The organism is Neisseria sp. HMSC058F07 (assembly GCF_001810035.1).
GTDB classification, from domain to species: domain Bacteria; phylum Pseudomonadota; class Gammaproteobacteria; order Burkholderiales; family Neisseriaceae; genus Neisseria; species Neisseria perflava.
On sequence record NZ_KV799696.1, the window covers coordinates 1 to 24442 of the forward strand.

Here is a 24442-nt window from a genome sequence, read left to right on the forward strand (position 1 = left end):
CGAAACCTTCGAATACGACCGCCTCAACCGGCTGACCGCCCACATCGACGGACTTGGTGCCAAAACCGCTTACGAGCTCGCAGTGGACGGACTGCCGCTCAAACGCACCAACGCGTTGGGTCATACCTACGCCTATGACAAAGCCGGCAACCTGATTCAAAGTGCCGACCAAAGAAGCGGCGTACTCAATTACATCTACGACAAAATCGGACGGATTCAGGTCATAAATACTGCAATCAAATATTTGTCATAATCTACTAAAAGCATTTATTATTACATATCTAATAATCATAATTTAAGGGAAAATGTTCATGGCGTGGCGGTTTGTGTTGCCTGCTTGGGTGGTGGGTGTAGTGCTTTCGTTTGCGTTGCCGTTTGTGCCGCCATGGTGGGCTTGGTTGTCTGTAATCATTGGCGCGCTTGCGTTGTGTCGAAAATTTGCTGTGGCTTGGTTGGTGCTGGCTGTTTGCGTGGGTATGGCGTTTGGAGTGTGGCGGACCGGGCTGGTGTTGGCCGGTCAATGGCCTGCAGGGGAGGTGGCGGCTAAAGTTTTGACGGTTGAAGTGGCGGATATGCCGCGTGATGATGGTCGGCGCGTGCAGTTTGCGGCAAGGGCTTGGGATGAACAGGGGCAGGCTTTTGATTTGATGTTGTCGGATTATCAGCGGCGCGATTGGGCGGTGGGCAGCAGGTGGTCTGTATCGGCGCGGGTAAGGCCGGTGATCGGTGAAGTGAATGTGCGCGGTTTGAACCGTGAAATATGGGCTTTGGCCAATGGTATCGATGGCATGGGTACTTTGGGGCGCGACAGGAAACTCGTGCGGCAAGGTGGCGGTTTCGGTTTGGCTAATATGCGTGATGCGGTAAGCCGGAGTTGGCAGAGAACAGGGGACAAATATCCTGAGTTTTCAGACGGCATAGGGCTGATGCGTGCTTTGAGTATTGGCGAGCAATCGGCGTTGAGGCCGCCTTTGTGGCAGGCATTCCGCCCTTTGGGGCTGACACACTTGGTCAGTATTTCGGGCCTGCATGTGACGATGGTGGCGGTATTGTTTGCCTGGCTGATTAAGCGAATTTTCCGTTATTTGCCGTGGATTCCGGCAAAACCGCGTGTGTGGATATTGGCAGGCGGTGTTGCCGGTGCTTTGTTTTATGCGCTTTTGGCCGGTTTTTCCGTACCGACGCAACGCAGTGTGTTGATGTTGGCTGCGTTTGCGTGGGCATGGTGGCGCGGCAGTGGCGGCTCGGGCTGGACGGCGTGGTGGCAGGCTTTGGCCGTTGTTTTGTTGTTGGATCCGTTGGCTGTATTGGGCGTGGGAACTTGGTTGTCTTTCGGTTTGGTTGCTGCTTTGATTTGGGCTTCATCAGGCCGTCTGAAAGAGTCGGGCTGGCGGTTGGCTGTACGGGGACAATGGGCAGCGACTGTATTGTCGGTGGTATTGCTGGGCTATTTGTTTGCTTCGTTACCTTTGCTCAGTCCGTTGGTTAATGCGCTGGCTATTCCTTGGTTTTCTTGGGTGTTGACGCCGTTGGCTTTGCTGGGTTCGGTTTTTCCGTTTGAACTTGTCCAGTTGGTAGCGGCATTTTTGGCGGAATATACTTTACGCGGTTTGCTATGGCTGGCTATGGTATCGCCTGAATTTGCCGTCGCAGCGGCGCCCGTGCCTTTGCTTGTGTTGGCGATGATGGCGGCTTTACTGTTATTGCTGCCTAAAGGAATGGGCTTAAAACCTTGGGCATGTCTGGTTTTATTGGGCTTTGTGTTTTACCGTCCTGCCAAGCTGGAGGAGGGGGTGGCAAGAGTTACGGTGATGGATGCAGGACAAGGTTTGTCGGTGTTGATACAAACGCGTAACCGCAATCTTTTGTTTGATACGGGAACGGAGCAAGTGGCGCAAACAGGTATAGTGCCGAGTTTGAACGCGATGGGTGTGCGCCGTTTGGACAGCCTGATTTTGTCGCACCATGATATTGACCATGACGGCGGTTTTCAAAGTGTGGCGGCTGTCGGTACCGATAAATTGCTTGCCGGACAACCTGAATTTTATCCGAATGCAGAGTTTTGCCAAGAAGACAAATGGCAATGGGACGGCGTAGATTTCGAGTTGCTCAGGCCGTCTGAAAATGCAGGCAAGGAAGATAACGACCAAAGCTGCGTATTGCGTGTCGTGGCAAACGGAAAAGCCTTGTTAATAACCGGCGATTTGGGCGTGAAAGGCGAGGCCGGTTTGATTGAGAAATACGGCAATGCGCTGTATAGCCAAGTGTTGGTGTTGGGACATCACGGCAGCAGCACGGCTTCGTCAGGCAGCTTTTTGCATACGGTTTCGCCACAATATGCCGTGGCATCTAGCGGCTATGCCAATGCCTACAAACATCCGACCGTTGCCGTACAAAATCGTGTCCGCGCGCATGGTATTACTTTATTGAGAACGGATTTGTCTGGCGCGTTGGTGTTTGCTTTGGGACAGGACGATATATTTCAAGGCCGTCTGAAAAAGGATAAGTTTTATTGGCAGAAGAAACCGTTTGAGTAAAAAGGCTAAAAGGCCGTCTGAAAGACTTTTCAGACAGCCTTAATATTTTTTATTGACGGGCATTATCCAAATTTTGTGTGAATCCAATTGTGGATAGTTTATTTTACTCATTGATAATAAAGGATAAAATAAATTTGATTAAATAATAGGCAAATAGAAAAGAGGAAAATAATTACAAAGTTATTAGTAATAATCGGTATGATGTTCTGTATATCAAGCAGAGCCTAAAGCAGCACAGAGTTCGCACGTTTCTATAATGAAGATGCTGCGCAACTGACAGCCGCCAATATTATCGGCTGATGGTTGTTTTAAAGTTTAAGGCCGTCTGAACCTGATATTTCATGTTCAGACGGCCTTAAACTTATATAATATCCGACCCAACTGTTTAAAAAGGCTATCGCCATGAACACCATACGCACCAAAATTTGTGGTATTACCCGACCTGAAGACGCGCTGGCCGCGGCCGAATTGGGCGCGGATGCCATCGGGCTGGTGTTTTATGCCAAGAGTAAACGGGCAGTGAGTATTGAGCAGGCGCAGGCGGTTGTGAAAAACCTGCCGCCGTTTGTATCGGTGGTGGCCTTGTTTGTGAATGAAAACGAGCAAACCATCCGCGAGATTTTGCGTCAGGTGCCGATAGATGTGATTCAGTTTCACGGCGATGAAGACGATGATTTTTGCCGTCGGTTTGACCGCCCGTATTTGAAGGCCGTGCGCGTACAGTCCGCTGCCGATATTCAGACGGCCTGTGCCAAATTTCCGAATGCACGCGCCTTGCTGTTTGATGCCTATCATCCGACTGAATACGGCGGTACGGGACAAAGTTTCGACTGGACCATGTTGCATGGCAATATCGGCAAACCGTGGATACTTGCCGGCGGATTGACTGCGGAAAACGTTGCCGAAGCGGTAAAAATCAGCGGCGCTGCGGCGGTAGATGTGTCCGGTGGCGTGGAAATCTCCGGCGGGGTTAAGAGCAGGGAGAAAATGGCGGCGTTTATTCAAGCAGTAAAGGCCGTCTGAAATTTTGTTTGAATTCAAAGAAACCGGAATACATATATGCAAGAGCCAATCGTTGAATCCCACCCCTTCGCAGCCTTGTTGCCGCCGCAGGCAACGATCATGATGATGGGGACGTTTCCGCCTAAAGAAGAAAAACACGCGATGCAGTTTCATTATCCGAATTTCCAAAACGATATGTGGCGCGTGTATGGGCTGGTGTTTTTTGGCGATGTGGCGCATTTTCAAAGGCAGGGCGAAAAGGCGTTTGATGCCGATAAAATCAAAGCGTTTTTAAGTGAGAAGGGCATTGCATCCTGTCCGACCGTGTTGAAGGCCATACGCGAACATGGCAATGCTTCGGATAAGTTTTTAAAAGTAATAGAAACTGTCGATTTGGCGGCAGTATTGGCGCAAATGCCCGAGTGCCGCCATCTTTGTACCACCGGCGGCAAGGCAACCGAAGTTTTGTTGGAGATTCAAGGCAACGGTATGAAAATGCCGAAGATCGGCGAAACAGTGCCGTTCCCCTATGCTGGACGTGAGTTGACCCTGACGCGCCTGCCTTCGACTTCGCGTGCCTATCCTTTGAGTTTGGCGAAAAAAGCAGCGGCGTATCGGGCTTTTTTTGAAATGGCTGGATTGACTGTTTTTCAGGAGTAGAGCGATGGACCGTTATGAAATCTCTTTAATGACGTTTATGGCTTTGTGGTGGCTTTTTAATGTCGTCTCAGTGTGGCTGAAGGCCAAACAATGGCATATCAAGGTATTGTTGGGCGGAACGCTTTTGTATGTGATACAAATATCTGCAGTCGTTATGTCTGTTAACGGCCTTAATTGGATATTTTTGAACGTAAGCACTATAAATACCAATGAGTTGATTATTGCTTTGCTTGTGCTTAACTTTTTGGGTTGTTGGTTGCTGGCACTGTGGCTGGGGATGTTGGCATTAAAAATATGCCTGAGAAACAAAAACGAAGAAAAATATATCGCGCCGCCGTTGGGTACGGCATTGATTGCAACATCGAGCTGTACGCTGTTGTTCCTATTTTGTCTGCTGATATTATTATTCAATTAGTTGCCGACAAGATGAATGGAAAACGGCTATAATTGCTGACAATTTTACTTTCATACGGCCTTGTACTGAATCAGGCCGTCTGAAACCATAAAACGAATAAGGAAAAATCCCATGAAAAATTATTACGCTCCCGACGAGAACGGCTTTTTCGGCGAACACGGCGGCCTGTACGTTTCCGAAACCCTGATTCCTGCTTTGCAAGAATTGGCAGAAGCCTATAAAGCAGCGAAAGAAGATCCTTCATTTTGGGAAGAGTTCCGCCATGATTTGAAACACTATGTCGGCCGTCCCAGCCCTGTTTACCATGCCGCGCGATTATCCGAGCATTTGGGCGGCGCACAAATCTGGCTGAAGCGTGAAGATTTGAACCACACCGGCGCGCACAAAGTCAACAACACCATCGGTCAGGCATTGCTTGCCCGCCGCATGGGCAAAAAACGCGTGATTGCCGAAACCGGCGCGGGTCAGCACGGTGTGGCTTCTGCCACCGTCGCCGCACGTTTCGGCATGACTTGCGACGTGTACATGGGGGCGGACGATATCCAACGTCAAATGCCCAACGTGTTCCGTATGAAGCTGCTTGGCGCGAATGTCGTCAGCGTCGACAGCGGCAGCCGTACTTTGAAGGACGCGATGAACGAAGCCATGCGCGAATGGGTGGCGCGCGTGGACGATACGTTCTACATCATCGGTACTGCCGCAGGTCCTACGCCGTATCCGGAAATGGTACGCGATTTCCAATGCGTGATCGGCAATGAAGCCAAAGAACAAATGTTGGAAGCCATCGGCCGCCAACCTGATGTTGCCGTTGCCTGCGTGGGCGGCGGCTCGAACGCCATCGGTTTGTTCCATCCCTATATCGAAGAAGAAAACGTACGTTTGGTCGGCGTAGAAGCAGGCGGTTTGGGCGTGGATACCCCCGACCACGCCGCACCGATTACCAGCAAAGCCCCTATCGGCGTATTGCACGGTTTCCGCAGCTATTTGATGCAGGACGAAAACGGTCAAGTTTTGGGTACGCATTCCGTTTCCGCAGGCTTGGACTACCCAGGCATCGGCCCGGAACACAGCCATTTGAACGACATCAACCGCGTGGAATACACTGTTGCCAAAGACGACGAAGCACTCGAAGCCTTTGATTTGCTTTGCCGTTTTGAGGGTATTATTCCTGCGCTGGAATCCAGCCATGCCGTTGCTTGGGCGGTGAAAAACGCGCCGAAAATGAGCAAAGACCAAGTGATTTTGGTCAACCTCTCCGGTCGTGGCGATAAAGACATTAATACCGTGGCGAAACTCAAAGGCATTGAGTTGTAAGTCTTATTGATTGAGCAGCAAAGGCCGTCTGAAAAAGCTGGATTTCAGTCTTTCAGACGGCCTTTGTTTCCATAATGATCAGCGTAGTATTTTATCCGCGTAAACTCTATCAAGTCTCGGCGGTTAAGGAAATTTATCCTTTCAAACTGCGCTTGTACGCTTTCTAAACTGATTATTCAAGTTATCCATCACCATGAAACATTTAGCAATCCATCTAAAACTATTGGGCATGGCGGCGTTTTGGGGCGCATCTTGGCCGATGGGGCGGATGCTGGGACAGGCGCTGCCGCCTTTAACGGGCGGTATGCTACGCTTTTTGACGGCGGCAATCTTGCTTTTGGGCTGGCTGTTTGCACGGTATCGGTTGCGTACTTTGGCGGTTTTGTCGCGCAAACAATGGCTTGGGTTGGCACTGGCGGCGGCATTCGGCGTATTTGGTTTTACTGTGTTGTCTATGCTGGGTTTGCAGCGGCTTCCTGCTTCAAGGGCGACGGTGTTGGTCACGTTCAATCCTGTATTGACGATGTTTTTTGCGGCTTTGCTATTTGGCGAGAAGCTCAACGGCAAGATTGTGTCGGGTATGTTGTTGGCAGTGGCAGGCTCGGTATGGGCGGTCACGCATGGCGAGATTGCGGCATTTTTGTCGGGCGGCGGCATAGGGTGGGGCGAAGTGCTGGTGTTTTGCAGCCTTTGCTGCTTGGTTACTTATACGATGATGGGCAGGGCGGTGTTGCAGGGGATTGATGCGCTGACGGTCACCGTGGCTACTGCTTGGCTGGGTGCAATGATGTTGTTGCCGCCTGCGTTGATTTCAGACGGCCTGCCGTTTGGCATGCTTGCCGAAATGGACGGCAGGGGCTGGTTTGCTTTAATTGGCCTGTCTGTCGGCGCAACGGTCTTGAGCTATGCGTGGTATTTTGAAGGCGTGAAGACTTTGGGCGCAGGCAGCGCGGCGGCGTACATCACTTTGGTGCCGGTATTCGGTATTTTGTGTTCCGCTTGGTTTTTGGGCGAGGCATTGCATGTTTCTTTGGTTGCTGGCTGTTTGGCAGCGGTGGGCGGATTGGTGTTGATGCAGTACGGAAGACGTGCCGTCTGAAATAGAAAATATGTTATATAATAATGAAACTGATCAAACCATTGTTTTCAACATGTCTGAACATTCCCCCCTGCTCGATTTCGACCGCACCCACCTGCTCCATCCCTATACGTCCATGACCGACCCGTTGCCTGTTTATCCGGTGCGCCGTGCGGAGGGCGTGCACATCGAATTGGCGGATGGTACGCGGCTGATTGATGGGATGTCGTCTTGGTGGTGTGCGATACACGGCTACAATCATCCTGTTTTGAATCAGGCGGTTGAGGCGCAGATTAAGCAAATGTCGCATGTGATGTTTGGCGGTTTGACGCATGAGCCTGCGGTAGAGCTGGGCAAGTTGTTGGTCGGGATTTTGCCGCAGGGGTTGGACCGTATTTTTTATGCGGATTCAGGTTCGGTTTCGGTGGAAGTCGCGCTGAAGATGGCGGTGCAATACCAGCAGGCGCGGGGTTTGACCGCGAAGCAGAATATTGCGACGGTGCGGCGCGGTTATCACGGCGATACTTGGAACGCGATGTCCGTCTGCGATCCGGAAACGGGGATGCACCATATTTTCGGCAGCGCGTTGCCGCAGCGTTATTTTGTCGATAATCCGAAAAGCCGTTTCGATGATGAATGGGACGAGGCGGATTTGCAGCCTGTCCGCGCCTTGTTTGAAGCGCATCATGCGGATATCGCCGCCTTTATTTTAGAGCCGGTCGTGCAGGGCGCGGGCGGCATGTATTTCTATCATCCGCAGTATCTTCGCGGATTGCGCGATTTGTGCGACAAATTTGATATCGTGTTGATTTTTGATGAAATCGCTACCGGATTCGGACGCACGGGCAAGATGTTTGCCTGCGAACACGCGAATGTCGTGCCGGATATTATGTGTATCGGCAAGGGCTTGAGCGGCGGCTATATGACGTTGGCGACGGCGATCACTTCGCAAAAAGTCACCGAAACGATTTCGCGCGGCGAAGCGGGCGTATTTATGCACGGGCCGACATTTATGGCGAACCCGCTGGCGTGTGCCGTTGCCTGCGCCTCGGTCAAGCTGCTTTTGTCTCAAGACTGGCAGGCAAATATCCGCCGCATCGAAAGCATCTTAAAAGGCCGTCTGAAAGCTGCATGGGACATTCGCGGCGTGAAGGACGTACGCGTTTTGGGTGCCATCGGGGTGATCGAGTTGGAAAAAGGCGTGGATATGGCGCGTTTTCAAGCGGATTGCGTGGCGCAAGGAATTTGGGTGCGCCCCTTCGGCAGGCTGGTGTATCTCATGCCGCCTTACATTATTCCAGACGACCTCTTGACCGAACTTGCCGACAAAACCGTACAAATCTTGAAGGAACACAGCAAATGAAAGGCGTTTACTTCGTTAGTGGCATAGACACGGACATCGGCAAAACCGTCGTCACCGGCGTGTTGGCAAAACAATTGTTGCAGCAGGGTAAAAGCGTGATTACGCAAAAGCCCGTGCAAACCGGTTGCCAAGACATTGCCGAAGACATCGTCGTCCACCGCAAAATCATGGGCATACCCATGCAGGAAGCCGACAAACAAGGGCTGACCATGCCCGAAATCTTCAGCTATCCAGCCTCGCCCCATCTCGCCGCCCGTCTTGACGGCAGGGCTTTGGATTTGGATAAAATCCGTACCACCACTCAAGAGTTGGCGACGCAATACGAAATCGTTTTGGTCGAAGGCGCGGGCGGATTGATGGTTCCGCTGACGGAAGATTTGTTGACCATTGATTATATTCAGCAACAGGCTTATCCCGTCATCCTCGTTACCAGCGGACGGCTCGGTAGCATCAACCACACCCTGCTCAGCTTCTCCGCGCTCAAACAATACGGCATCCAATTGCATAGTCTGATTTTCAACCATATTCACGACAGTAAAGATGAAACCGTTGCCGGCGATACCTTGGAATATCTTAAAGGCCGTCTGAAAGATGAGTTTCCCGAAGCCAAATGGCAGGAGTTGGCCAAAACAGAGGTGTCAGATGGAGCTTGATATACCGCGTGGCACGCTTTGTTCACATGCCGAAGCTTCAAGTCTTTTGTCGTCTGATGCTGAACATCTGCTGACCGTTTCTTCGTTAACTGCCGCTCTGCGCGCTTCCGGCAAGGAGTTTTCAGTCGAGCCGGTGTATTTGGGTTTGACGAAGGGTGCGGAAAACGGAGACGAAATCTTTGTACGCGATGTTTTGCTCAAACTGGACGGCGAAACAGTGATACAAGCCAGAAGCGCGTGCCGACCGGACAGCCGTCTATGGACAGAATTATTGGATTGCGGAACGCAGCCTTTGGGCGAGCGCCTGTTTGACGGTACATTGCCGTTGAAACGTTCGGATTTTGAGTTTCTTCGTTTTGAAGATTCCGACCATCCATCTTTCAGACGGCCTGTTACCGCGCGCCGTTCCTATTTTGATTGGAACGGCGAAACATTGGAATTAACAGAATATTTCTTATTGAAATTAATAGATTTATACCGCTAAGGCTGTCTGAAAATAAAACCAATTACCGATGTTTGTCATAATTCTGTTATAATACAATAAATTAAATTGTTAAGATCTGTTTAATTTTAGACGGCAATAAATTATAATAAGAGCTAAGGCTCTAAAAAACCTTTCCTTCCGAATCGATATATAAACAACGACACATTACATCAATGAACATAAGGCGATTTTTCCTACAAATTCTACCGCGTTACGCTGTCGGACGGATGGTGATATACGCCAAGCTGATGCGCGTCGACAAACCCATTGGTACACTGCTTTTGCTGTGGCCGACTTATTGGGCATTGTGGATTGCGTCTAAAGGCGTTCCCGACGCGGATATTTTTATTGCCTTTACCGCAGGCACATTTCTAATGCGCAGCGCAGGTTGCGTCGTGAATGACTTTGCCGACCGCAATTTTGACGGTGCAGTAGAGCGCACCAAAAACCGCCCGTTTGCCAAAGGTTTGGTTTCTAAAACCGAAGCGCTGCTTTTGACCGTCATGCTGTGTCTGATGGCGGCTTTATGCTTGGTGCCGCTCAACCGTTTTACTTGGCTGATGAGCCTTCCGGCCTTATTTTTGGCCATCACATATCCTTTCACCAAACGCTTTTTTCCATTGCCGCAGTTTTATTTGGGGCTGGCATTTTCGTTCGGTATTCCCATGGCCTTTGCCGCCGTGCAAGGCCGAGTGCCTCCCGAAGCATGGCTGATGTTTACCGCTAATGCCTTATGGACGCTGGCTTACGACACGATTTATGCCATGGCGGACAAAGAAGATGATTTGAAAATCGGTATTAAAACTTCGGCAATCACATTTGGTCATCACGATATTACCGCCTCTATGCTTTGCCATTTTTGGTTTACCGTATTGATGGTGGTGCTGGGTATTAAAATCGGCGCAACTTGGCCTTATTGGCTGGTATTGCCGATAACCGTTTATTGGCAGTATCAGCAGTATGCCGCTATCCGTACGCGCGACCGCCAGTTGTGCTTCCAAACATTTTTGGCCAACAACCGCATCGGCTTGGCGTGGTTTTGCGGATTGGTCTGCCATTATTTCTGGTTGTTTTTGGTTTCCAAATTGTTTTAAAAAACTAGGTTGAGGCCGTCTGAAAAGAAGGGAAAAGGGGTATGCCGGACATACCCCTTTTTATTTAAACCATGATTTAGCCAATGATGGAATTTTTACTTTAAATTAATTATAATCAAATGGTTGGATTATTTCCAGTTCGTTAAAAAATATCAAAAACAACATGGAAAATGTTAGCAGGGCGAGTGTAAATTACGCCTTCAGGATTGAGATTTGCACCGACAATCGGTACAATCCCATTGTTTTGCGACATTTAAAAGAGATACACATGAGCCTGATCGGCGAAATTTTACCTTTGTCCCATATCGTTTTGGATTTGGAAGTCAGCAGCAAAAAGCGTCTGTTTGAAGAGGCTGCACAGCTGCTGGAGAATGAAGCAGAATTACCGAATACCAACGTGTTCGACTGCCTGTTTGCCCGTGAAAAACTTGGTTCGACCGGTTTGGGGCAGGGGGTGGCGATTCCTCACGGCCGTCACGCATGCGTGAAAAAAGCCACCGGTGCGTTTATCCGTACCAAAGAGCCGGTCGCCTTTGATGCGCCCGACGGCAAACCCGTTTCCCTGATTTTTATCCTGCTTGTGCCTGAAAACGCTACCGGCGAACATTTGGAAGTCTTGTCCAAACTGGCCGGCAGATTCTCTCAAAAAGCCATCCGTGAAGCATTGATGGCCGCGACTTCTGCCGAAGAAGTACGCACACTCCTGACCGAAGAGTAATTCATGCCCAGCATATCTGTCCGCCGCCTGTTTTCCGACAATCAGCACAAACTCGAACTTGCTTGGGCTGCCGGCAATTCCGGCGCGGACAACCGTATCGGTGTCGAAGCCGATAAACCCGTCTTGGCCTTGGTCGGCCATTTAAACTTTATCCATCCCAACCAAATTCAAGTTGTCGGCGTAGCCGAAGCCGAATATTTACGCCGTCTGGAATCGGGCGAACTCAACTATGATTTCGGCGAGCTTTTCGACATTCCCATGTCTTTGGTCATCGTCGCCAACGGTTTGCCGGTTTCGCCCAAATTACGCGATTATTGCCATACCAACAGTATCCCCTTGCTGACTTCCAAACAGGAAAGCCCGCACCTGATGGACGTTTTGCGGATTTATCTGCAACGGACATTGGCAACTTCCACCATCAAGCATGGCGTATTTTTGGATGTATTTGAAGTGGGCGTACTCATTACTGGACAATCCGGCTTGGGTAAGAGCGAATTGGCATTGGAGCTGATTTCGCGCGGCCACAGCCTGATTGCCGATGATGCAGTCGAACTTTTCCGTACCGGTCCAGAAATGCTGGAAGGCCGTTGCCCGCCTATGCTGCGTGATTTCCTCGAAGTACGCGGCTTGGGCATACTCAATATCCGCCATATTTTTGGCGAAACCTCCATCCGTCCGAAAAAAATCCTCCAGCTGATTATTAATTTGGTTCCGGCCGACGACGGATACATGAAACAACTCGATCGATTGAGCATCCGTACCGAAACAGAGTCTATCCTCAACGTCAGCATCCGTTCCGTTACCCTGCCTGTTGCAATCGGTCGAAACTTAGCAGTATTGGTTGAAGCTGCAGTGCGCAATTACATCCTTCAATTGCGCGGTAAAGACAGCACCAAAGAATTCCTCGAACGCCATCAAACACAACTCAAAGAAAACGAACAAAACCATGAAAATCGTCCTGATTAGCGGCTTATCCGGCTCAGGAAAATCCGTAGCCCTCAAACAACTCGAAGATTCAGGCTTTTATTGCGTTGATAATCTGCCTTTGGAAATGTTGCCTTCGCTGGTGTTGTACCATATTGAACGCGGCGAAGAAACCCAGCTTGGTGTCAGCGTTGATATCCGTTCCGGTATCAATATTCAGGAAGCGCAAGAGCAAATCCAATATTTGCGTCATGAAGGGCATCAAGTCGAAGTCCTCTTTATTGAAGCGGAAGAGGGTGTGTTGGTTCGCCGCTTCTCAGAAACCCGCCGCGGACACCCTTTGTCCGGCCATAATCTGACTTTGTTGGAAAGCCTGCAAAAAGAACGCGAATGGCTCTTCCCGCTTAGAGACATCGCATATTGCATCGATACGTCCAAAATGAACGCACAGCAGCTGCGTTATGCTGTGCAACAATGGCTCAATATTGAACGTGTCGGTTTGCTGGTCATTCTTGAATCCTTTGGTTTCAAATACGGCGTCCCCAACAATGCCGACTTTATGTTTGATATGCGCAGCCTACCCAATCCGTATTACGATCCGGAATTACGCCCCTTTACCGGCATGGATAAGCCTATTCAAGATTATTTGGGTCAGCAGCCGTTGGCTCAAGAAATGGTTGATGACATCGACCATTTTATTAGCCGCTGGTTACCGCGCCTGCAGCAAGAGAGCCGTAGTTATGTGACGATTGCCATCGGTTGTACCGGCGGTCAGCACCGCTCCGTTTATGTTGTGGAAAAACTGGCCGAACGCCTCAAAGGCCGTTACGAACTCCTTGTCCGCCATCGTCAGGCACAAAGCTTGGCAGGACGCTAACTTGCCGTTTCAGACGGCCTCAAAGGAAGAAACCATGAAAAAAATCAGTCTGACCGCATTATCCCTGCTTATCTTGACCGCCTGTGCAACAGAACCTGTCACTGCTTACCGTTGGCACCGCACCGGCGCGAGCGAAGCTGAAGTTTCCCGCCAAATCAATACCTGCAAATCGCAAGTTCAAAATGGAAATACATCCAAGACGTTTGAGCAATGTATGGATGAAGCAGGTTATTACAGCTACGAGCATGGCAACCTCTAAATCCCGATTGACCGATTATCCAAATGCCGAGGCCGTCTGAAAAAATAATTGTTCAGACGGCCTCAGATACGAATAGAAAGAATAAAAAGACATGGCTATCCAATGGTTTCCCGGCCACATGAATAAGGCAAAAAAAGCCATTGCCGAACGCATTAAAAGCGTTGATATGGTGATTGAGATGTTGGACGCGCGTATGCCTGCTTCCAGCGAAAACCCCTTGCTTGCCCAGTTGTCCAAAGGCAAGCCAAAACTCAAAATCTTAAACAAGCAAGACCTTGCCGATCCCGAGCGTACCAGAGTTTGGCTCGAACACTACAACAGCCGCCAAGATACCCGCGCCATTGCGCTTGATTCTTCCGAAACTGGCGCGCATAGCAAAATTACCCAAGCCTGCCGCGCCATGATTCCGCATCGCCAAGGTATCGAGAAGCCGCTGCGTGTCCTGATTTGCGGTATCCCCAACGTCGGCAAATCCACCTTGATTAACGGTATGATCGGCAAAAAATCTGCCAAAACCGGCAACGAACCCGGTATTACCAAAGCCGAACAGCGCCTTTTCCTTGCAGACGATTTCTGGCTTTACGATACCCCCGGTATGTTGTGGCCAAAAATTATCGTTGAAGAAGGCGGCTACAACCTTGCGGCCGGCGGTGCAGTCGGACGCAACGCGCTGGACGAAGAAGAAGTGGCGCTTGAGCTTTTGGATTACCTTCGCCGCCATTATCTGGCCCTGTTGCAAGAGCGCTATCAAGCCGACAAAGATCCAAGTAGTCATTGGGACGATACTTCTTGGTTGGAGTGGATTGCTAAAAAACGTGGTGCGGTTTTGAGCGGCGGACGGGTTAACTATCAAAAGGCTGCTGAAAATATCCTGACTGATTTCCGTGAAGGAAAAATCGGCAGAATCACGCTGGAAACGCCAAACCAATGGGAAACTTGGCTGAAAAAAGCCAGACAGAAAGAGGCCGAACTCAAAGCCATTCGCGAAGCCAGAAAGGCGGAAAGAAAAGGGCAGCAGCCTTCAGCCGATTAATATAAAAGGCTGTCAGAAATCTATTTTCAGACGGCCTTTTGTTGGAATAGACAATTTAGAGGGCGGTACGGCTAAAGCTGTCTAGGGCTTTATCGGTTTGGATTTGGTTGAACTGCATGATGGTTTTGTCGCCTTGCTTTTCGTCCAATTCGATTTTACGCACCAGCGTATCGCCGTTGATTTCGATACGGTTGAAGATTTGGCGGGTAATGGCGGTTTTCGGAGTCAGGGTCAACGTCCATTTTTTCTCGTTGCCGTTTAATTTCAAATCAAATTGTTTTTCCAAGCCCTGGGTATTGCCGCCCAAAAGGTCGAGGAAGAGTTTGATTTGGCGGCTTTGGCCGTTGAGTTTGCTGGCATTTGGGTTGACCCATTGACTGCCGTTCCATTGCATGATGCCGTCTGAACGCACGCGCAGGGTGGTTTCAAATGGTTTTTGCATTTTCCAGAGCAGGCCTTTTTGTGGGACAAGGGTAAAGCTGCCGCTGGTGGTCATGGGTTTGCTGAGGGATTTGAGCTGGCGTTGTTGGACAAAATTACCTTGCACGTTTTGCGGTTTTTGCAGGGTTTGTGCCAATTCGGCAGGGGAAAATGCCCATAAAGCCGGAGCGCTGATGAGGAGAGTAAGAGAAAGAATGGTTTTTTTCATTGTGTTTCCATAAGGTTTGAGGCCGTCTGAAAGTTCAGACGGCCTTTTATTGCTTTAATTATAAGGCTGACAAGGCCTGATTAAAGGTTGCGCTTGGACGCATCGCTTGTGCGGCTTTTTCAGGATTGGCTGCGTAGTAGCCGCCGATGTCGACCGCTTTGCCTTGTACGGCAGAGAGTTCTTCAACGATTTTGGCTTCGTCAGCAGTCAAAGCGGCTGCCAACGGCGCAAATGCGGCTTTCAGTTCGGCATCTTTGTCTTGCGCCGCCAATTCTTGCGCCCAGTAGAGGGTGAGGTAGAAATGGCTGCCGCGGTTGTCGAGTTCGCCAGCTTTGCGTTTAGGCGATTTGTCGTTCAGAAGCAGTTTTTCGGTGGCTGCATCCAAAGTGTCGGCGAGGACTTGGGCTTTGGTGTTGCCGGTTTTTTGCGCCAGATGTTCAAACGATACGGCGAGTGCGAGGAATTCGCCCAAAGAGTCCCAACGCAAGTGGTTTTCTTCGAGGAATTGTTGAACATGTTTCGGTGCAGAACCGCCTGCACCGGTTTCAAACATACCGCCGCCATTCATCAATGGAACGATAGACAGCATTTTCGCGCTGGTACCCAGTTCCAAAATTGGGAACAAGTCGGTCAGGTAGTCGCGCAGGACGTTACCGGTCACGGAGATGGTGTCTTCGCCGTTTTTCAGACGGCCCAAGCTGAATTTAGCGGCTTCCTCAGGAGCGAGGACGCGGATGTCGAGGCCGTCGGTATCCAGTTCGGCAAGATAGGCTTTAACCTTGGCGAGCAGGCTCTTGTCGTGCGGACGGTTTTCGTCGAGCCAGAATACGGCTGGCGTGTTGCTCAGACGGGCGCGGTTGACGGCAAGTTGTACCCAGTCTTTAACCGGAGCGTCTTTGGTTTGGCACATACGCCAGATGTCGCCGGCTTCAACGTCGTGTTGCATCAGGACATTACCTGCTGCATCAATGACTTGAACTTGGCCGTCGGCTTCGATTTCAAAAGTTTTGTTGTGCGAACCGTATTCTTCGGCTGCTTGCGCCATCAGACCGACGTTAGGAACGGTACCCATGGTTGTCGGGTCAAATGCGCCGTGTTCGCGGCAGAAGTCGATGGTTGCTTGGTAAACACCGGCGTAGCTGCTGTCAGGAATCACGGCTTTGGTGTCTTGCGCTTTGCCGTCTTTATCCCACATACGGCCGGAATTACGAATCATCGCAGGCATAGAAGCATCGACGATGACATCGCTAGGAACGTGCAGGTTGGTGATGCCTTTGTCGGAATCAACCATGGCCAAATCAGGGTTGGCAGCGTAAACAGCAGCGATTTCAGCTTCAACGGCGGCGCGGGTGTCCGCATCCAGTTTGTCCAGATTGGCAAGCAGGTTGCCGAAGCCGTTGTTGACATTAACGCCTGCGGCAGCCAGTTTGTCACCGAATTTTTCAAATACAGGCGCGAAGAATACTTTGACGGCGTGTCCGAAGATAATCGGGTCGGACACTTTCATCATGGTGGCTTTCATGTGCAGCGAGAACAATACGCCTTTAGCTTTTGCGTCTTTCACTTGTTCGGCAAGGAAGACGAGCAGGGCTTTTTTGCTCATTACGGTCGCGTCGATGATTTCGCCGGCTTTCAGGGCAACAGGCTCGCGCAGCTCTTTTTTGTTGCCTTGTTTGTCGGTGAATACGATGGATACGGAAGTTGCTTCAGGTACGGTAACGGATTGTTCGTTATGGAAAAAGTCGCCGCTTTGCATGGTGGCAACGTGGGATTTGGAGTCTTTCGTCCATGCGCCCATGCTGTGCGGATGTTTTTTCGCAAAGTTTTTCACTGCCTTAGGCGCGCGACGGTCGGAGTTGCCTTCACGCAGGACAGGGTTTACCGCGCTGCCTTTGATGCGGTCGTAACGTTCGCGCACGGCTTTTTCTTCATCGGTTTGAGGATCGGCAGGATAGTCGGGAACGGCAAAGCCTTTAGACTGCAATTCTTTAATCGCGGCAGTCAGTTGAGGTACGGATGCGCTGATGTTCGGCAGTTTGATCACGTTTGCATCGGGTTGTTTCACCAGTTCGCCCAATTCGGCAAGCGCATCAGGTACGCGTTGCGCTTCGGTCAGGTATTCGGGAAACGCCGCCAAAATACGACCGGAGAGAGAAATGTCGCTGGTTTTGACATCAATATCGGCATGGCGGGTAAACGCCTGCACGATTGGCAACAGGGATTGAGTGGCCAATGCAGGAGCTTCGTCGGTGTAGGTATAGATAATGGTGGATTTAGTCATGGGATTATTCTCTATGTAGGTTAAGTTTTTCTTTTCGGGCACATCGCGAGAAGAAATGTGCTGAGCCTATTATGGCATATTTCGGCGGATTTGGTTGTTGTTTTGATGTTATTGTTTTTTAAGTTGCGGAAAAGAAAAAGGCCGTCTGAAAAGACAGCCTAAATATAAGGACTTATCCGATAATCAAAACAGCATTGCTGCCGCCGAAGGCAAATGATGAGCTGGCGGCGATGCGTTTTTCAGACGGCCAGCGGCTGTTTTCGTCGGTCAAAGCGATGTTGGGCAGCTCGGAATCGGGTACGTTGTCCCATTGTTGCGGCGGCAGTTTGCCTTCCGGATTGTATTGGCGGTTGGCCATCAACCAGGCAAACGCGGCTTCGATCGCACCGGCTGCACCCAAAGTATGACCGGTAGATGGCTTGGTTGAAGTGCAAAGGGTGTGGCTGCCAAATACTTCGGCAACGGCTCGGCTTTCCATGCTGTCGTTGTGTTGCGTGCCGGTGCCGTGCAGATTGATCCAGCCGATGTCTTCTGCTTTCAAACCGGCTTTATCCAAAGCGGCCTGAAAGGATTGGGCTGCACCCAAACCGTCGGGGCGGGGAGAAGACATATGGTAGGCATCGCTACTTGCACCATAGCCCAGCAACTGCATTTCGCCGTCAAAATCGGCATCGCGCGTCATCACGAAAAATGCGGCCGCTTCGCCGATATTGATGCCGTTGCGGTTGGAGGAAAAAGGCTTGGCGATGCTGTCTGAAAGCACTTCCAAAGAGGCAAAACCATTAATCGTCAGCGGAGAAAGCGTATCCGCGCCGCCGCAAATTACGACATCACACAATCCGGCACGAAGCAATCGGGCTGCGCTGATGAGGGCGCGTGCGCCGGAAGTGCAGGCGGTGGAAACGGTATAGCGCAAGCCGTCTAAACCGTAAACTTGGGCGATAAATTCGGAGGGCGAAGCCATGGTGTGTTGCAGCTGTTTGAACGGAACATCCGTCCATTCACCACCTTGGACAACGTGTTGGAACAAAGGGATATTTTCATCTGCGCCACTGGTGGACGTACCAGTCACGACAGCGACCCTTTCTTTGCCGTAACGGGCAATGGCCGTCTGAATCAGTCCGTCTATTTGCGAAAGCGCGTGCAGGATAAGCTGGTTGTTGCGGCTGCGATGCGCTTCGGGAATGCTGTCGGGCAGAGGCATCAGGGTTTCTTTGACTGCACCAAAAGCATGCGTTTTGCCTTTTACCCATTGGTCTGAAAAAGTCAGGGGCGTGTTTTCAGACGGCGTGAGTAAGGCATCGGCATGAACTTGCAAGCCGCTACCCAATGCGCTGGTTAGTGCCGGACGGCTGAGATAAACAGGAGTATTCATGAATTAGTCTTCTGCAATCGGGCTGACCGTCCAGAAAGTTTGGTCGGGGAAGCCGATAAGGAATTGTTCGGAATGGTGGGCGACACACCACAAATCACGCTCGCGGTAGCTGAACACCGCGCCTTTGCCGTCAGGGCAGAAGCCTTGATGGGTGGCGTTTTGTTGGCGGGCTTCAGGGTAAAGCGTGGCGGCTTGTTCGGCGGCCAAAAGCGGCAACAAGGCGGCAAACAATCGGCGCGAACTGGCATTGGGCATCACAAAACCATCATTTTTCCAGCCTTTGGTGCTGACCGATTGGCGCGATACCGGCGCACCCAGTGCATCGGTTTGGACAAAGCGGATGCCGTCTGAATGAGGCTCGACTGCCAAGAGATTGGTTTGAACGGTTTGCCCCGCCACATTAGTTTGTTCAAGTTTGAACCATTGGCCTTCTTTGGAAAGCGGCGGCAGCGTTTGCGGATGGGGGAGCGAGGTCGCGCATGCGGAGAGCAGCAGTGCAGCAAGCAAAGGGATAAATCGCATAAGGTTTTATCTATCGGTCAAAATATTTAATGGTATGGATGAAGTTTCAGACGGCCTGTTCTGTTTTCAGTCTAGGCCGTCTGAAATACATTCGTCCTTATTCTACCTTCAAATCGCCCACCAATGCGGCAAGTGTGGACAAGCGTTGCTCGGATTTTTCCACGAATGGATTATCCGTATCCCAAGCGTAGCCTGCCAAAATAGACGAAATCATGCGGCTGATTTCAGGACTGCGGTTGGGCGCGTAGATGGCATTTTGGAAGCGGAAATCGTACCAACCGTTTACATAAGTGCGGAACGCGTTCACGCCGATCATCAGTTGGTCGGCAAATTCGGTTTGCCAATCGGCAGCTTCGCCTTTGAGCTGCTTGCCCAACAAATCGGCAGCCAGTTTGGCAGAGTGCAGGGCAATGGTTACTCCGGAGGAGAAGACTGGGTCGAGGAATTCGGCGGCGTTGCCCAAAAGAGCAAAATGTTTGCCGTATAAGGTTTTCACGTTGGCGGAATAGCCTTGGATAGAGCGGAACGGAAAGTCGTTTTCCCAAACGGCTTTATCTAAAATTTCCGCCAGCATCGGGCATTCGTACACAAATTTTTTCAACACGGCTTCTGATTCGCCGGCCAGTTTGTCGGGCGTGCCGACAACGCCGATGGAGCAACGGTTGTCGCCGAAAGGAATCAGCCAAATCCAGACATCGCGATGTTCAGGGTGCGTGTTGATCAGGATTTTATTGCGGTCGAATTTCGGGCTGGTGATGTTGTCGTCGATATGCGTGAAGTGGGCTTGGCGCGGAGGCAGCTCGGACGGACTTTCCAAATCTAAAAGGCGGGGCAGGACGCGACCGTAACCGCTGGCATCCAAAACGAATTTGGCAGTCAGTTCATAGTTTTCGCCTGTATCGGTCGCAACGCTCAAACGTGCCACATTGTCACTGTTGTCAAACGCGGTTACGCCGTGTCCGAAGCGGACATCGACGCCTTGTTTTGCCGCTTCATCAATCAGGATTTTGTCGAAGATGCCGCGGCGCACTTGATAAATAGTACCGGGGCCGTCTGAAAATTTTTCAGTAAAGTTGAAATCTGTGTAACGGCTGCCCCATGAAAACGCAGCACCGTCTTTAAATTGAAAGCTGGGTTCGGCATGCACTGCATCGGCAAAACCGGCTTCTTCCAACATTTCCATGCAATGCGGCAACAGGCTTTCGCCGATGACAAAGCGCGGGAAATGTTGTTTTTCCAATACGCAAACTTTAAAGCCTTGTTTGTTCAGCAAAGCGGAAGCAACCGAACCTGAAGGGCCTGCGCCGATAACGGCAACGTCAAATTCTACGGACATTTGAAAATACCTTTGATTTTAATGATAAATAATGTTTAATCCATCGCCTGAAATTTTTCAGACGGCCTTTTGCAACTTGGCGATAGAAGTTGAAAAAAATATCGCTTCAACTTCAATCGCCTTCATCTTTTGTCTAATTTTTCAACAATGTGCCTGCCAGCCAAATATTGAATGCCACACCGATGGTAACCGTCATACCGAACGCGGCAACGGCGGGCGTGCTGCTGATGGCGAGCAGGGCAAAGGAAATGGCTGTTGTAGCGGCGGCAAGCAGCATACCGCCTAATTTTGCCGGCGCGCTGTGATGTGCAGTAGCGGCATAGACGGCATAGTCCACGCCGATGGCGGATACTAAAAGCAGGCCGAACATGGCAAACAGGCTGACGGGAATGCCGGCCAAACCGAGTACGGCAACGGTGCAGATGGCGGCGGCCAGCGGCACGGCAAGGATTTTGCTGCCGCGTTTGAAACCAAACATTTTCCACAAGAGCAGCCATGCCAACACATAGGAAGCCAGTTTCAACCATGCGGCCTGATTGCGCGTGTGGTGGAAAAGCTCGTTTAAGTGGGCGCGCTTGTCAGCCCAATGTACGCCGGAGACGTGTTGCGCCACGGCGCGTACGGCGGCTTCATCGGTCATGCCGTTCAAACGCACGACGGCAGCAAAATGGCCTGGTTCCACTTCGCCCAAATACAAGGAACGCCAAGCCTCTGCCAAATCGGTATTCAGGCCGTCTGAAAGCGACAATGGTTGCGTATCGGCAGCTTGCAGCAGGGCATCGCGCACGGTTTTGCGAGGAATACCGATTTCTGTGAGCGGTTTCCAGCTATCAGGCAATTTGGTCAATTCGCGCAGGCGGTTTTGCAGTTTTTGCTGTTCCGTTGTCGGCAGGATGAATTGGTCGGGCGATTGGATGCCGGACAGTTTGCCTTGCGCGATTAAGGGCTGCAGGGCACGACCGAGTTCGGCGGTTTTCTTCAATAGGGCATCTTCGCTTTGTGCTTCGGCCACCAAATATTTTCCACCAAAATCCGTGCCGCTCAACTGGCCGATTTGTTGTACCTCGGCCAACATCGCGGTCGGCATATTGACCCATTGACGGATGTCGTCACGCCAGTCGCTGCGCCATAATCCGACTGCCAGCAAAATTCCGCCCACGATTAACCAGCCGCGTTTGTGCAGGCGGTTTTTCAGACGGCCTGACAAGGAATAGAGCTTTTCGGTTAATGCGGCAAAAGGCACGGTTTTGGCACGGTAGTGGCGAAACAGCGGCGGCAGCCATAAAACGGTGGCACCAAACGCGCCAAATAAGGCGAAGCCTGAAAACACGGCGGTTTGGCGCAGTACAGGCAAAGGGGTGAACCACAGCAGCGCGTAGCCCAAGACGGTAATTGTCAGGCTGACGGCAAAACTTGGCAAGACATGTTTCATTGCTGATTCAGCCTGCCAAACGGTCTTTTCAGACGGCCCGAATACCGACGGAGCAAGCCAGTGCAACGGGAAATCCACCAACATACCCACCAGGCTGGTGCCGATGACGATGGTCAGGATATGCACTTCGCCGAAGGTTAATAACGCAACTGCCAATCCGGTCAACATGCCGGCTGCCAACGGCAAAGACAGCAAAAACACGCGGCCGCTGCGGAAGACCCACAACAGCAGCGCAAAGGTCAGCCCAAGTCCGACCATGCTCATCAGCCGGCTTTCTTTTTCTGCGGCTGCTTTGGATACAGCGGCGAACAATGCGCCGCCTGCGCTTAAGGTTTCCGCGCCGTTTTCCGAAGCGATTTGACGGCTTTGCGCCATCAGCGGCAAGAGGGCGTCGTTGCCGGAAAATTGATCGCCGCCGGCGAGCCGTCCGCGTAAAAATACCCAAGTTTTGCCTTGGTCTTCGGCAAACAGCATGCCGTTGTCCATGTCCCACTGCAAACGGCTTTGCGGATTGGCTTTGTCGGCAACAAAGCGTCCAAAGCCCAGCCAGTCTTGTTCTAAAGACAAAGGGGAGGGAGCGGCAAAAGGATTGGCCACGGCTTCTGCGCGCGCTTGAAAATAGGCTTTCGGCTGCTCAAACAGCAGGCGGATTTCGTCTTGCGGCAAAACGGCCAAGCCTAGTTTCTGCATATCCGCCCGCACTTTATCCAAATTCGGCGTCATGCTACTGTCGACTTGTTCAAATACGCCGCTCTTGCGCCATGCATCGGCAATTTGTGCGGCCGTCTGAAAAGCAGTTTCGGCATCGGTACTGCCGGCAAGCAAAATGACTTGCGAATTGAGCTGCGCTTCTGCAGCTTTATCCGCAGCCGTCAGTAAGGCATCGGGTTGCTGCTCGCTTGGCAATAACGCGGTCAAATCGGTTTGGATACGCGTTTGTGAAGCAAAGGCATAAACCAAAAACAGGGTAAGAAACAGGATAAGGGCAGTATAGAGGCGGTTTAGGAGGCGAAGATTCATCGTTCAGACGGCCTTTTGCAAATGCTGCTGTTGGTGTGTGGAATAAGTAAAAGTCCAGTAAATTAAATCAGATTATTATTAGTTTGTCAGTTGTTAGATAGTTTGCCGGTCGGTTAAGTCATTGAGCTTGAGTGAGCCGAAAAACTGCCATTGCAGAGCGACGGTTTTTTCCTTCCAAACGCAGGCAATTGCCATCGTATCCGCCAAAATCGCGCTTGTGCCGCGCCAATCGGTTTGCTTTCCAGCGCGTAAACCGACGGGTTGCCCTGAATCGAAAACATAGCCGACCGATTTCATGTCTGACGGAAAATCCAAATTTGCCGCTTTAATCAATGCTTCTTTGAAACACCATAATCGGTAAAACGTTTCAGACGGCCAGTTTGCCGTTTCCAAATAGTCTTGTTCTTCCTGCGAGCAGATCAAAGCCGACAGCGCTTTAAAATCGCGCGGTCGGATAAATTCGATATCGACACCGGCTGTTAAGGGATGAAGCGCACACAATAAAGCGGCAAAGCCTTGGCTGTGGCTCAGCGATACAGCCGGTAAATCGGTTTGCTGTTTTAATGCTCGGCTGACTTGCCAGTCTTGACGCTGCGCCAGTTGCGGCGTGGCAGCCAAACGTTGTGAATCGGCTGCATTTAGAGACGCATGATCGTAGCAGGCGGCAAAAGACGAATCGGCCAGCAGGCAGTGAAGGGGTGTCGTATCCATAAAATAGAAAAATGCCAAACTTCATATTGAAGTCTGGCATTTTTGACATTGCTTAGTGGAAGCTGCCTTTCAAAACCACACGGCTGTTGAATGTAGCGATGTGGCATTCGTATTCGTTACCGCCTTTGGTTACTTTGTCAAAGTAGCTAACCAGATGAACGGATTTGGCTTTTTTACGAAGTGCAGTGCTTTGGAAGCGTTTAACCGCGCTCAGGAATGCGCGTTGGCAGGTTTCATCAGGGGTTTTGCCGACTGAGTTGGAGATTTGACGGGAAGTCAAAGTCGCTCCGGATGTGCTGCCGTAGTGAACGCGGATACTAGGATCCAAAGCGGATTTGGCTTCGGCAGAGTTCAAAGCTACATCGACTTTACACATATAAATGTCGTTTTGACCTTTGCCATTGACTTTATGGCCTTCACCCATGCTGCGGCAGGCAGAACCGGCGGCAGTTGTTTTTGGAGTAGAAGTTTGAGAGGAGGAAGTAGATGGTTGGGAATTGCCGGATTGTGAGCAAGCGGCAAGCATCAGGGCGGATACGGCAACCAAAGCAGAAAAACGTAACATACGAACTCCTTTGTAATAAGGGGTGTGAAAAAAGGTTTACAGAAAACAAAATCATTTTAACATATATGAAAGAAGTATAAAAATAGGATGATGTAAAAAATATTATATTTTTATTTAAATGATTTCATGGTGTTAAGAAA

23 protein-coding genes and 1 pseudogene are annotated in these 24442 nt (G+C 50.7%); 16 read left to right on the forward strand and 8 right to left on the reverse strand.

All coding sequences use genetic code 11. The annotated features are described in order from the left end of the window. From HMPREF2696_RS11835 to ylqF, 16 genes and pseudogenes are all read left to right on the forward strand, one after another. A pseudogene (locus tag HMPREF2696_RS11835) lies at window positions 1–253 on the forward strand (hypothetical protein); the annotation flags it as partial. A 58-nt stretch (window positions 254–311) separates the two neighbouring features. Then, window positions 312–2537: a DNA internalization-related competence protein ComEC/Rec2 gene (locus HMPREF2696_RS07310; protein WP_070588247.1), complete on the forward strand. Its 2226-nt coding sequence runs from the start codon at window positions 312–314 to the stop codon at window positions 2535–2537. Between the two features lie 402 nt (window positions 2538–2939). Then, window positions 2940–3560, forward strand: a complete 621-nt coding sequence (locus HMPREF2696_RS07315; protein WP_004520055.1) for a phosphoribosylanthranilate isomerase — start codon at window positions 2940–2942, stop codon at window positions 3558–3560. A 36-nt stretch (window positions 3561–3596) separates the two neighbouring features. Next, window positions 3597–4199: a hypothetical protein gene (locus HMPREF2696_RS07320; protein ID WP_004520056.1), complete on the forward strand. Its 603-nt coding sequence runs from the start codon at window positions 3597–3599 to the stop codon at window positions 4197–4199. A 4-nt stretch (window positions 4200–4203) separates the two neighbouring features. Next, a complete protein-coding gene (locus tag HMPREF2696_RS07325) occupies window positions 4204–4614 on the forward strand; it encodes a hypothetical protein (protein ID WP_004520057.1) in 411 nt (136 codons plus the stop codon). 111 nt (window positions 4615–4725) lie between these two features. Next, complete coding sequence (gene trpB / locus HMPREF2696_RS07330; RefSeq protein ID WP_004520058.1) at window positions 4726–5928, forward strand: tryptophan synthase subunit beta; 1203 nt, start codon at window positions 4726–4728, stop codon at window positions 5926–5928. 193 nt (window positions 5929–6121) lie between these two features. Continuing rightward, window positions 6122–7027, forward strand: coding sequence for a DMT family transporter (locus HMPREF2696_RS07335; protein WP_004520059.1), 906 nt, complete (start codon window positions 6122–6124; stop codon window positions 7025–7027). A 52-nt stretch (window positions 7028–7079) separates the two neighbouring features. Further along, a complete protein-coding gene (gene bioA, locus HMPREF2696_RS07340) occupies window positions 7080–8369 on the forward strand; it encodes an adenosylmethionine--8-amino-7-oxononanoate transaminase (protein WP_070588287.1) in 1290 nt (429 codons plus the stop codon). Next, on the forward strand, window positions 8366–9022 hold the full coding sequence (gene bioD, locus HMPREF2696_RS07345; protein ID WP_004520062.1) for a dethiobiotin synthase: 657 nt from the start codon (window positions 8366–8368) through the stop codon (window positions 9020–9022). The genes bioA and bioD overlap by 4 nt, the downstream gene beginning before the upstream one ends. Continuing rightward, window positions 9012–9506, forward strand: coding sequence for a chorismate--pyruvate lyase family protein (locus HMPREF2696_RS07350; RefSeq protein ID WP_004520063.1), 495 nt, complete (start codon window positions 9012–9014; stop codon window positions 9504–9506). Before bioD ends, HMPREF2696_RS07350 begins: the two co-directional genes overlap by 11 nt. Before the next feature lie 173 nt (window positions 9507–9679). Further along, window positions 9680–10600 (forward strand): 4-hydroxybenzoate octaprenyltransferase, encoded by a 921-nt coding sequence (gene ubiA, locus HMPREF2696_RS07355; RefSeq protein WP_070504760.1) that lies wholly within the window; start codon window positions 9680–9682, stop codon window positions 10598–10600. Between the two features lie 268 nt (window positions 10601–10868). Continuing rightward, entirely contained in the window at window positions 10869–11318 is a 450-nt protein-coding gene (ptsN, locus tag HMPREF2696_RS07360; RefSeq protein ID WP_039862228.1) for a PTS IIA-like nitrogen regulatory protein PtsN, read from the forward strand. A gap of 3 nt (window positions 11319–11321) precedes the next feature. Further along, on the forward strand, window positions 11322–12284 hold the full coding sequence (gene hprK / locus HMPREF2696_RS07365; protein WP_004520066.1) for an HPr(Ser) kinase/phosphatase: 963 nt from the start codon (window positions 11322–11324) through the stop codon (window positions 12282–12284). Then, a complete protein-coding gene (rapZ, locus tag HMPREF2696_RS07370; protein WP_004520067.1) occupies window positions 12265–13119 on the forward strand; it encodes an RNase adapter RapZ in 855 nt (284 codons plus the stop codon). The genes hprK and rapZ overlap by 20 nt, the downstream gene beginning before the upstream one ends. A gap of 34 nt (window positions 13120–13153) precedes the next feature. Beyond that, complete coding sequence (locus tag HMPREF2696_RS07375) at window positions 13154–13378, forward strand: protocatechuate 3,4-dioxygenase (protein ID WP_039862229.1); 225 nt, start codon at window positions 13154–13156, stop codon at window positions 13376–13378. A 91-nt stretch (window positions 13379–13469) separates the two neighbouring features. Next, window positions 13470–14411 (forward strand): ribosome biogenesis GTPase YlqF, encoded by a 942-nt coding sequence (gene ylqF / locus HMPREF2696_RS07380; RefSeq protein ID WP_004520069.1) that lies wholly within the window; start codon window positions 13470–13472, stop codon window positions 14409–14411. A gap of 55 nt (window positions 14412–14466) precedes the next feature. Here the strand turns inward: ylqF and HMPREF2696_RS07385 are convergent, their stop codons facing one another. The 8 genes from HMPREF2696_RS07385 to HMPREF2696_RS07420 form a co-directional block, all read right to left on the reverse strand. Further along, window positions 14467–15060 carry a LolA family protein gene (locus tag HMPREF2696_RS07385; RefSeq protein ID WP_004520070.1) on the reverse strand — a complete coding sequence of 198 codons (594 nt, stop codon included), beginning with the start codon at window positions 15058–15060 and terminating at the stop codon, window positions 14467–14469. Between the two features lie 58 nt (window positions 15061–15118). Beyond that, window positions 15119–17341, reverse strand: coding sequence for an NADP-dependent isocitrate dehydrogenase (locus HMPREF2696_RS07390; RefSeq protein WP_070588248.1), 2223 nt, complete (start codon window positions 17339–17341; stop codon window positions 15119–15121). A gap of 172 nt (window positions 17342–17513) precedes the next feature. After that, window positions 17514–18716, reverse strand: a complete 1203-nt coding sequence (locus HMPREF2696_RS07395; protein ID WP_004520072.1) for a beta-ketoacyl-ACP synthase — start codon at window positions 18714–18716, stop codon at window positions 17514–17516. Between the two features lie 3 nt (window positions 18717–18719). Then, the gene (locus HMPREF2696_RS07400; RefSeq protein WP_070588250.1) at window positions 18720–19238 is read right to left on the reverse strand and encodes a hypothetical protein; all 519 of its coding nucleotides are present in this window, start codon (window positions 19236–19238) and stop codon (window positions 18720–18722) included. Between the two features lie 97 nt (window positions 19239–19335). Next, the gene (locus HMPREF2696_RS07405) at window positions 19336–20574 is read right to left on the reverse strand and encodes an NAD(P)/FAD-dependent oxidoreductase (protein WP_004520074.1); all 1239 of its coding nucleotides are present in this window, start codon (window positions 20572–20574) and stop codon (window positions 19336–19338) included. 133 nt (window positions 20575–20707) lie between these two features. After that, the gene (locus tag HMPREF2696_RS07410) at window positions 20708–23026 is read right to left on the reverse strand and encodes an MMPL family transporter (protein ID WP_004520075.1); all 2319 of its coding nucleotides are present in this window, start codon (window positions 23024–23026) and stop codon (window positions 20708–20710) included. A 93-nt stretch (window positions 23027–23119) separates the two neighbouring features. Beyond that, the gene (locus HMPREF2696_RS07415) at window positions 23120–23737 is read right to left on the reverse strand and encodes a 4'-phosphopantetheinyl transferase family protein (protein WP_004520076.1); all 618 of its coding nucleotides are present in this window, start codon (window positions 23735–23737) and stop codon (window positions 23120–23122) included. Between the two features lie 52 nt (window positions 23738–23789). Beyond that, on the reverse strand, window positions 23790–24302 hold the full coding sequence (locus HMPREF2696_RS07420) for a hypothetical protein (RefSeq protein ID WP_224783355.1): 513 nt from the start codon (window positions 24300–24302) through the stop codon (window positions 23790–23792). Window positions 24303–24442 lie beyond the last annotated feature (140 nt).

Bases quoted from the DNA above. Each gene is read 5' to 3' on its own strand.
- HMPREF2696_RS07310 (WP_070588247.1), top strand. From the start codon at position 312: ATGGCGTGGCGGTTTGTGTTGCCTGCTTGGGTGGTGGGTGTAGTGCTT.
- HMPREF2696_RS07315 (WP_004520055.1), top strand. From the start codon at position 2,940: ATGAACACCATACGCACCAAAATTTGTGGTATTACCCGACCTGAAGAC.
- HMPREF2696_RS07320 (WP_004520056.1), top strand. From the start codon at position 3,597: ATGCAAGAGCCAATCGTTGAATCCCACCCCTTCGCAGCCTTGTTGCCG.
- HMPREF2696_RS07325 (WP_004520057.1), top strand. From the start codon at position 4,204: ATGGACCGTTATGAAATCTCTTTAATGACGTTTATGGCTTTGTGGTGG.
- trpB (WP_004520058.1), top strand. From the start codon at position 4,726: ATGAAAAATTATTACGCTCCCGACGAGAACGGCTTTTTCGGCGAACAC.
- HMPREF2696_RS07335 (WP_004520059.1), top strand. From the start codon at position 6,122: ATGAAACATTTAGCAATCCATCTAAAACTATTGGGCATGGCGGCGTTT.
- bioA (WP_070588287.1), top strand. From the start codon at position 7,080: ATGTCTGAACATTCCCCCCTGCTCGATTTCGACCGCACCCACCTGCTC.
- bioD (WP_004520062.1), top strand. From the start codon at position 8,366: ATGAAAGGCGTTTACTTCGTTAGTGGCATAGACACGGACATCGGCAAA.
- HMPREF2696_RS07350 (WP_004520063.1), top strand. From the start codon at position 9,012: ATGGAGCTTGATATACCGCGTGGCACGCTTTGTTCACATGCCGAAGCT.
- ubiA (WP_070504760.1), top strand. From the start codon at position 9,680: ATGAACATAAGGCGATTTTTCCTACAAATTCTACCGCGTTACGCTGTC.
- ptsN (WP_039862228.1), top strand. From the start codon at position 10,869: ATGAGCCTGATCGGCGAAATTTTACCTTTGTCCCATATCGTTTTGGAT.
- hprK (WP_004520066.1), top strand. From the start codon at position 11,322: ATGCCCAGCATATCTGTCCGCCGCCTGTTTTCCGACAATCAGCACAAA.
- rapZ (WP_004520067.1), top strand. From the start codon at position 12,265: ATGAAAATCGTCCTGATTAGCGGCTTATCCGGCTCAGGAAAATCCGTA.
- HMPREF2696_RS07375 (WP_039862229.1), top strand. From the start codon at position 13,154: ATGAAAAAAATCAGTCTGACCGCATTATCCCTGCTTATCTTGACCGCC.
- ylqF (WP_004520069.1), top strand. From the start codon at position 13,470: ATGGCTATCCAATGGTTTCCCGGCCACATGAATAAGGCAAAAAAAGCC.
- HMPREF2696_RS07385 (WP_004520070.1), bottom strand. From the start codon at position 15,060: ATGAAAAAAACCATTCTTTCTCTTACTCTCCTCATCAGCGCTCCGGCT.
- HMPREF2696_RS07390 (WP_070588248.1), bottom strand. From the start codon at position 17,341: ATGACTAAATCCACCATTATCTATACCTACACCGACGAAGCTCCTGCA.
- HMPREF2696_RS07395 (WP_004520072.1), bottom strand. From the start codon at position 18,716: ATGAATACTCCTGTTTATCTCAGCCGTCCGGCACTAACCAGCGCATTG.
- HMPREF2696_RS07400 (WP_070588250.1), bottom strand. From the start codon at position 19,238: ATGCGATTTATCCCTTTGCTTGCTGCACTGCTGCTCTCCGCATGCGCG.
- HMPREF2696_RS07405 (WP_004520074.1), bottom strand. From the start codon at position 20,574: ATGTCCGTAGAATTTGACGTTGCCGTTATCGGCGCAGGCCCTTCAGGT.
- HMPREF2696_RS07410 (WP_004520075.1), bottom strand. From the start codon at position 23,026: ATGAATCTTCGCCTCCTAAACCGCCTCTATACTGCCCTTATCCTGTTT.
- HMPREF2696_RS07415 (WP_004520076.1), bottom strand. From the start codon at position 23,737: ATGGATACGACACCCCTTCACTGCCTGCTGGCCGATTCGTCTTTTGCC.
- HMPREF2696_RS07420 (WP_224783355.1), bottom strand. From the start codon at position 24,302: ATGTTACGTTTTTCTGCTTTGGTTGCCGTATCCGCCCTGATGCTTGCC.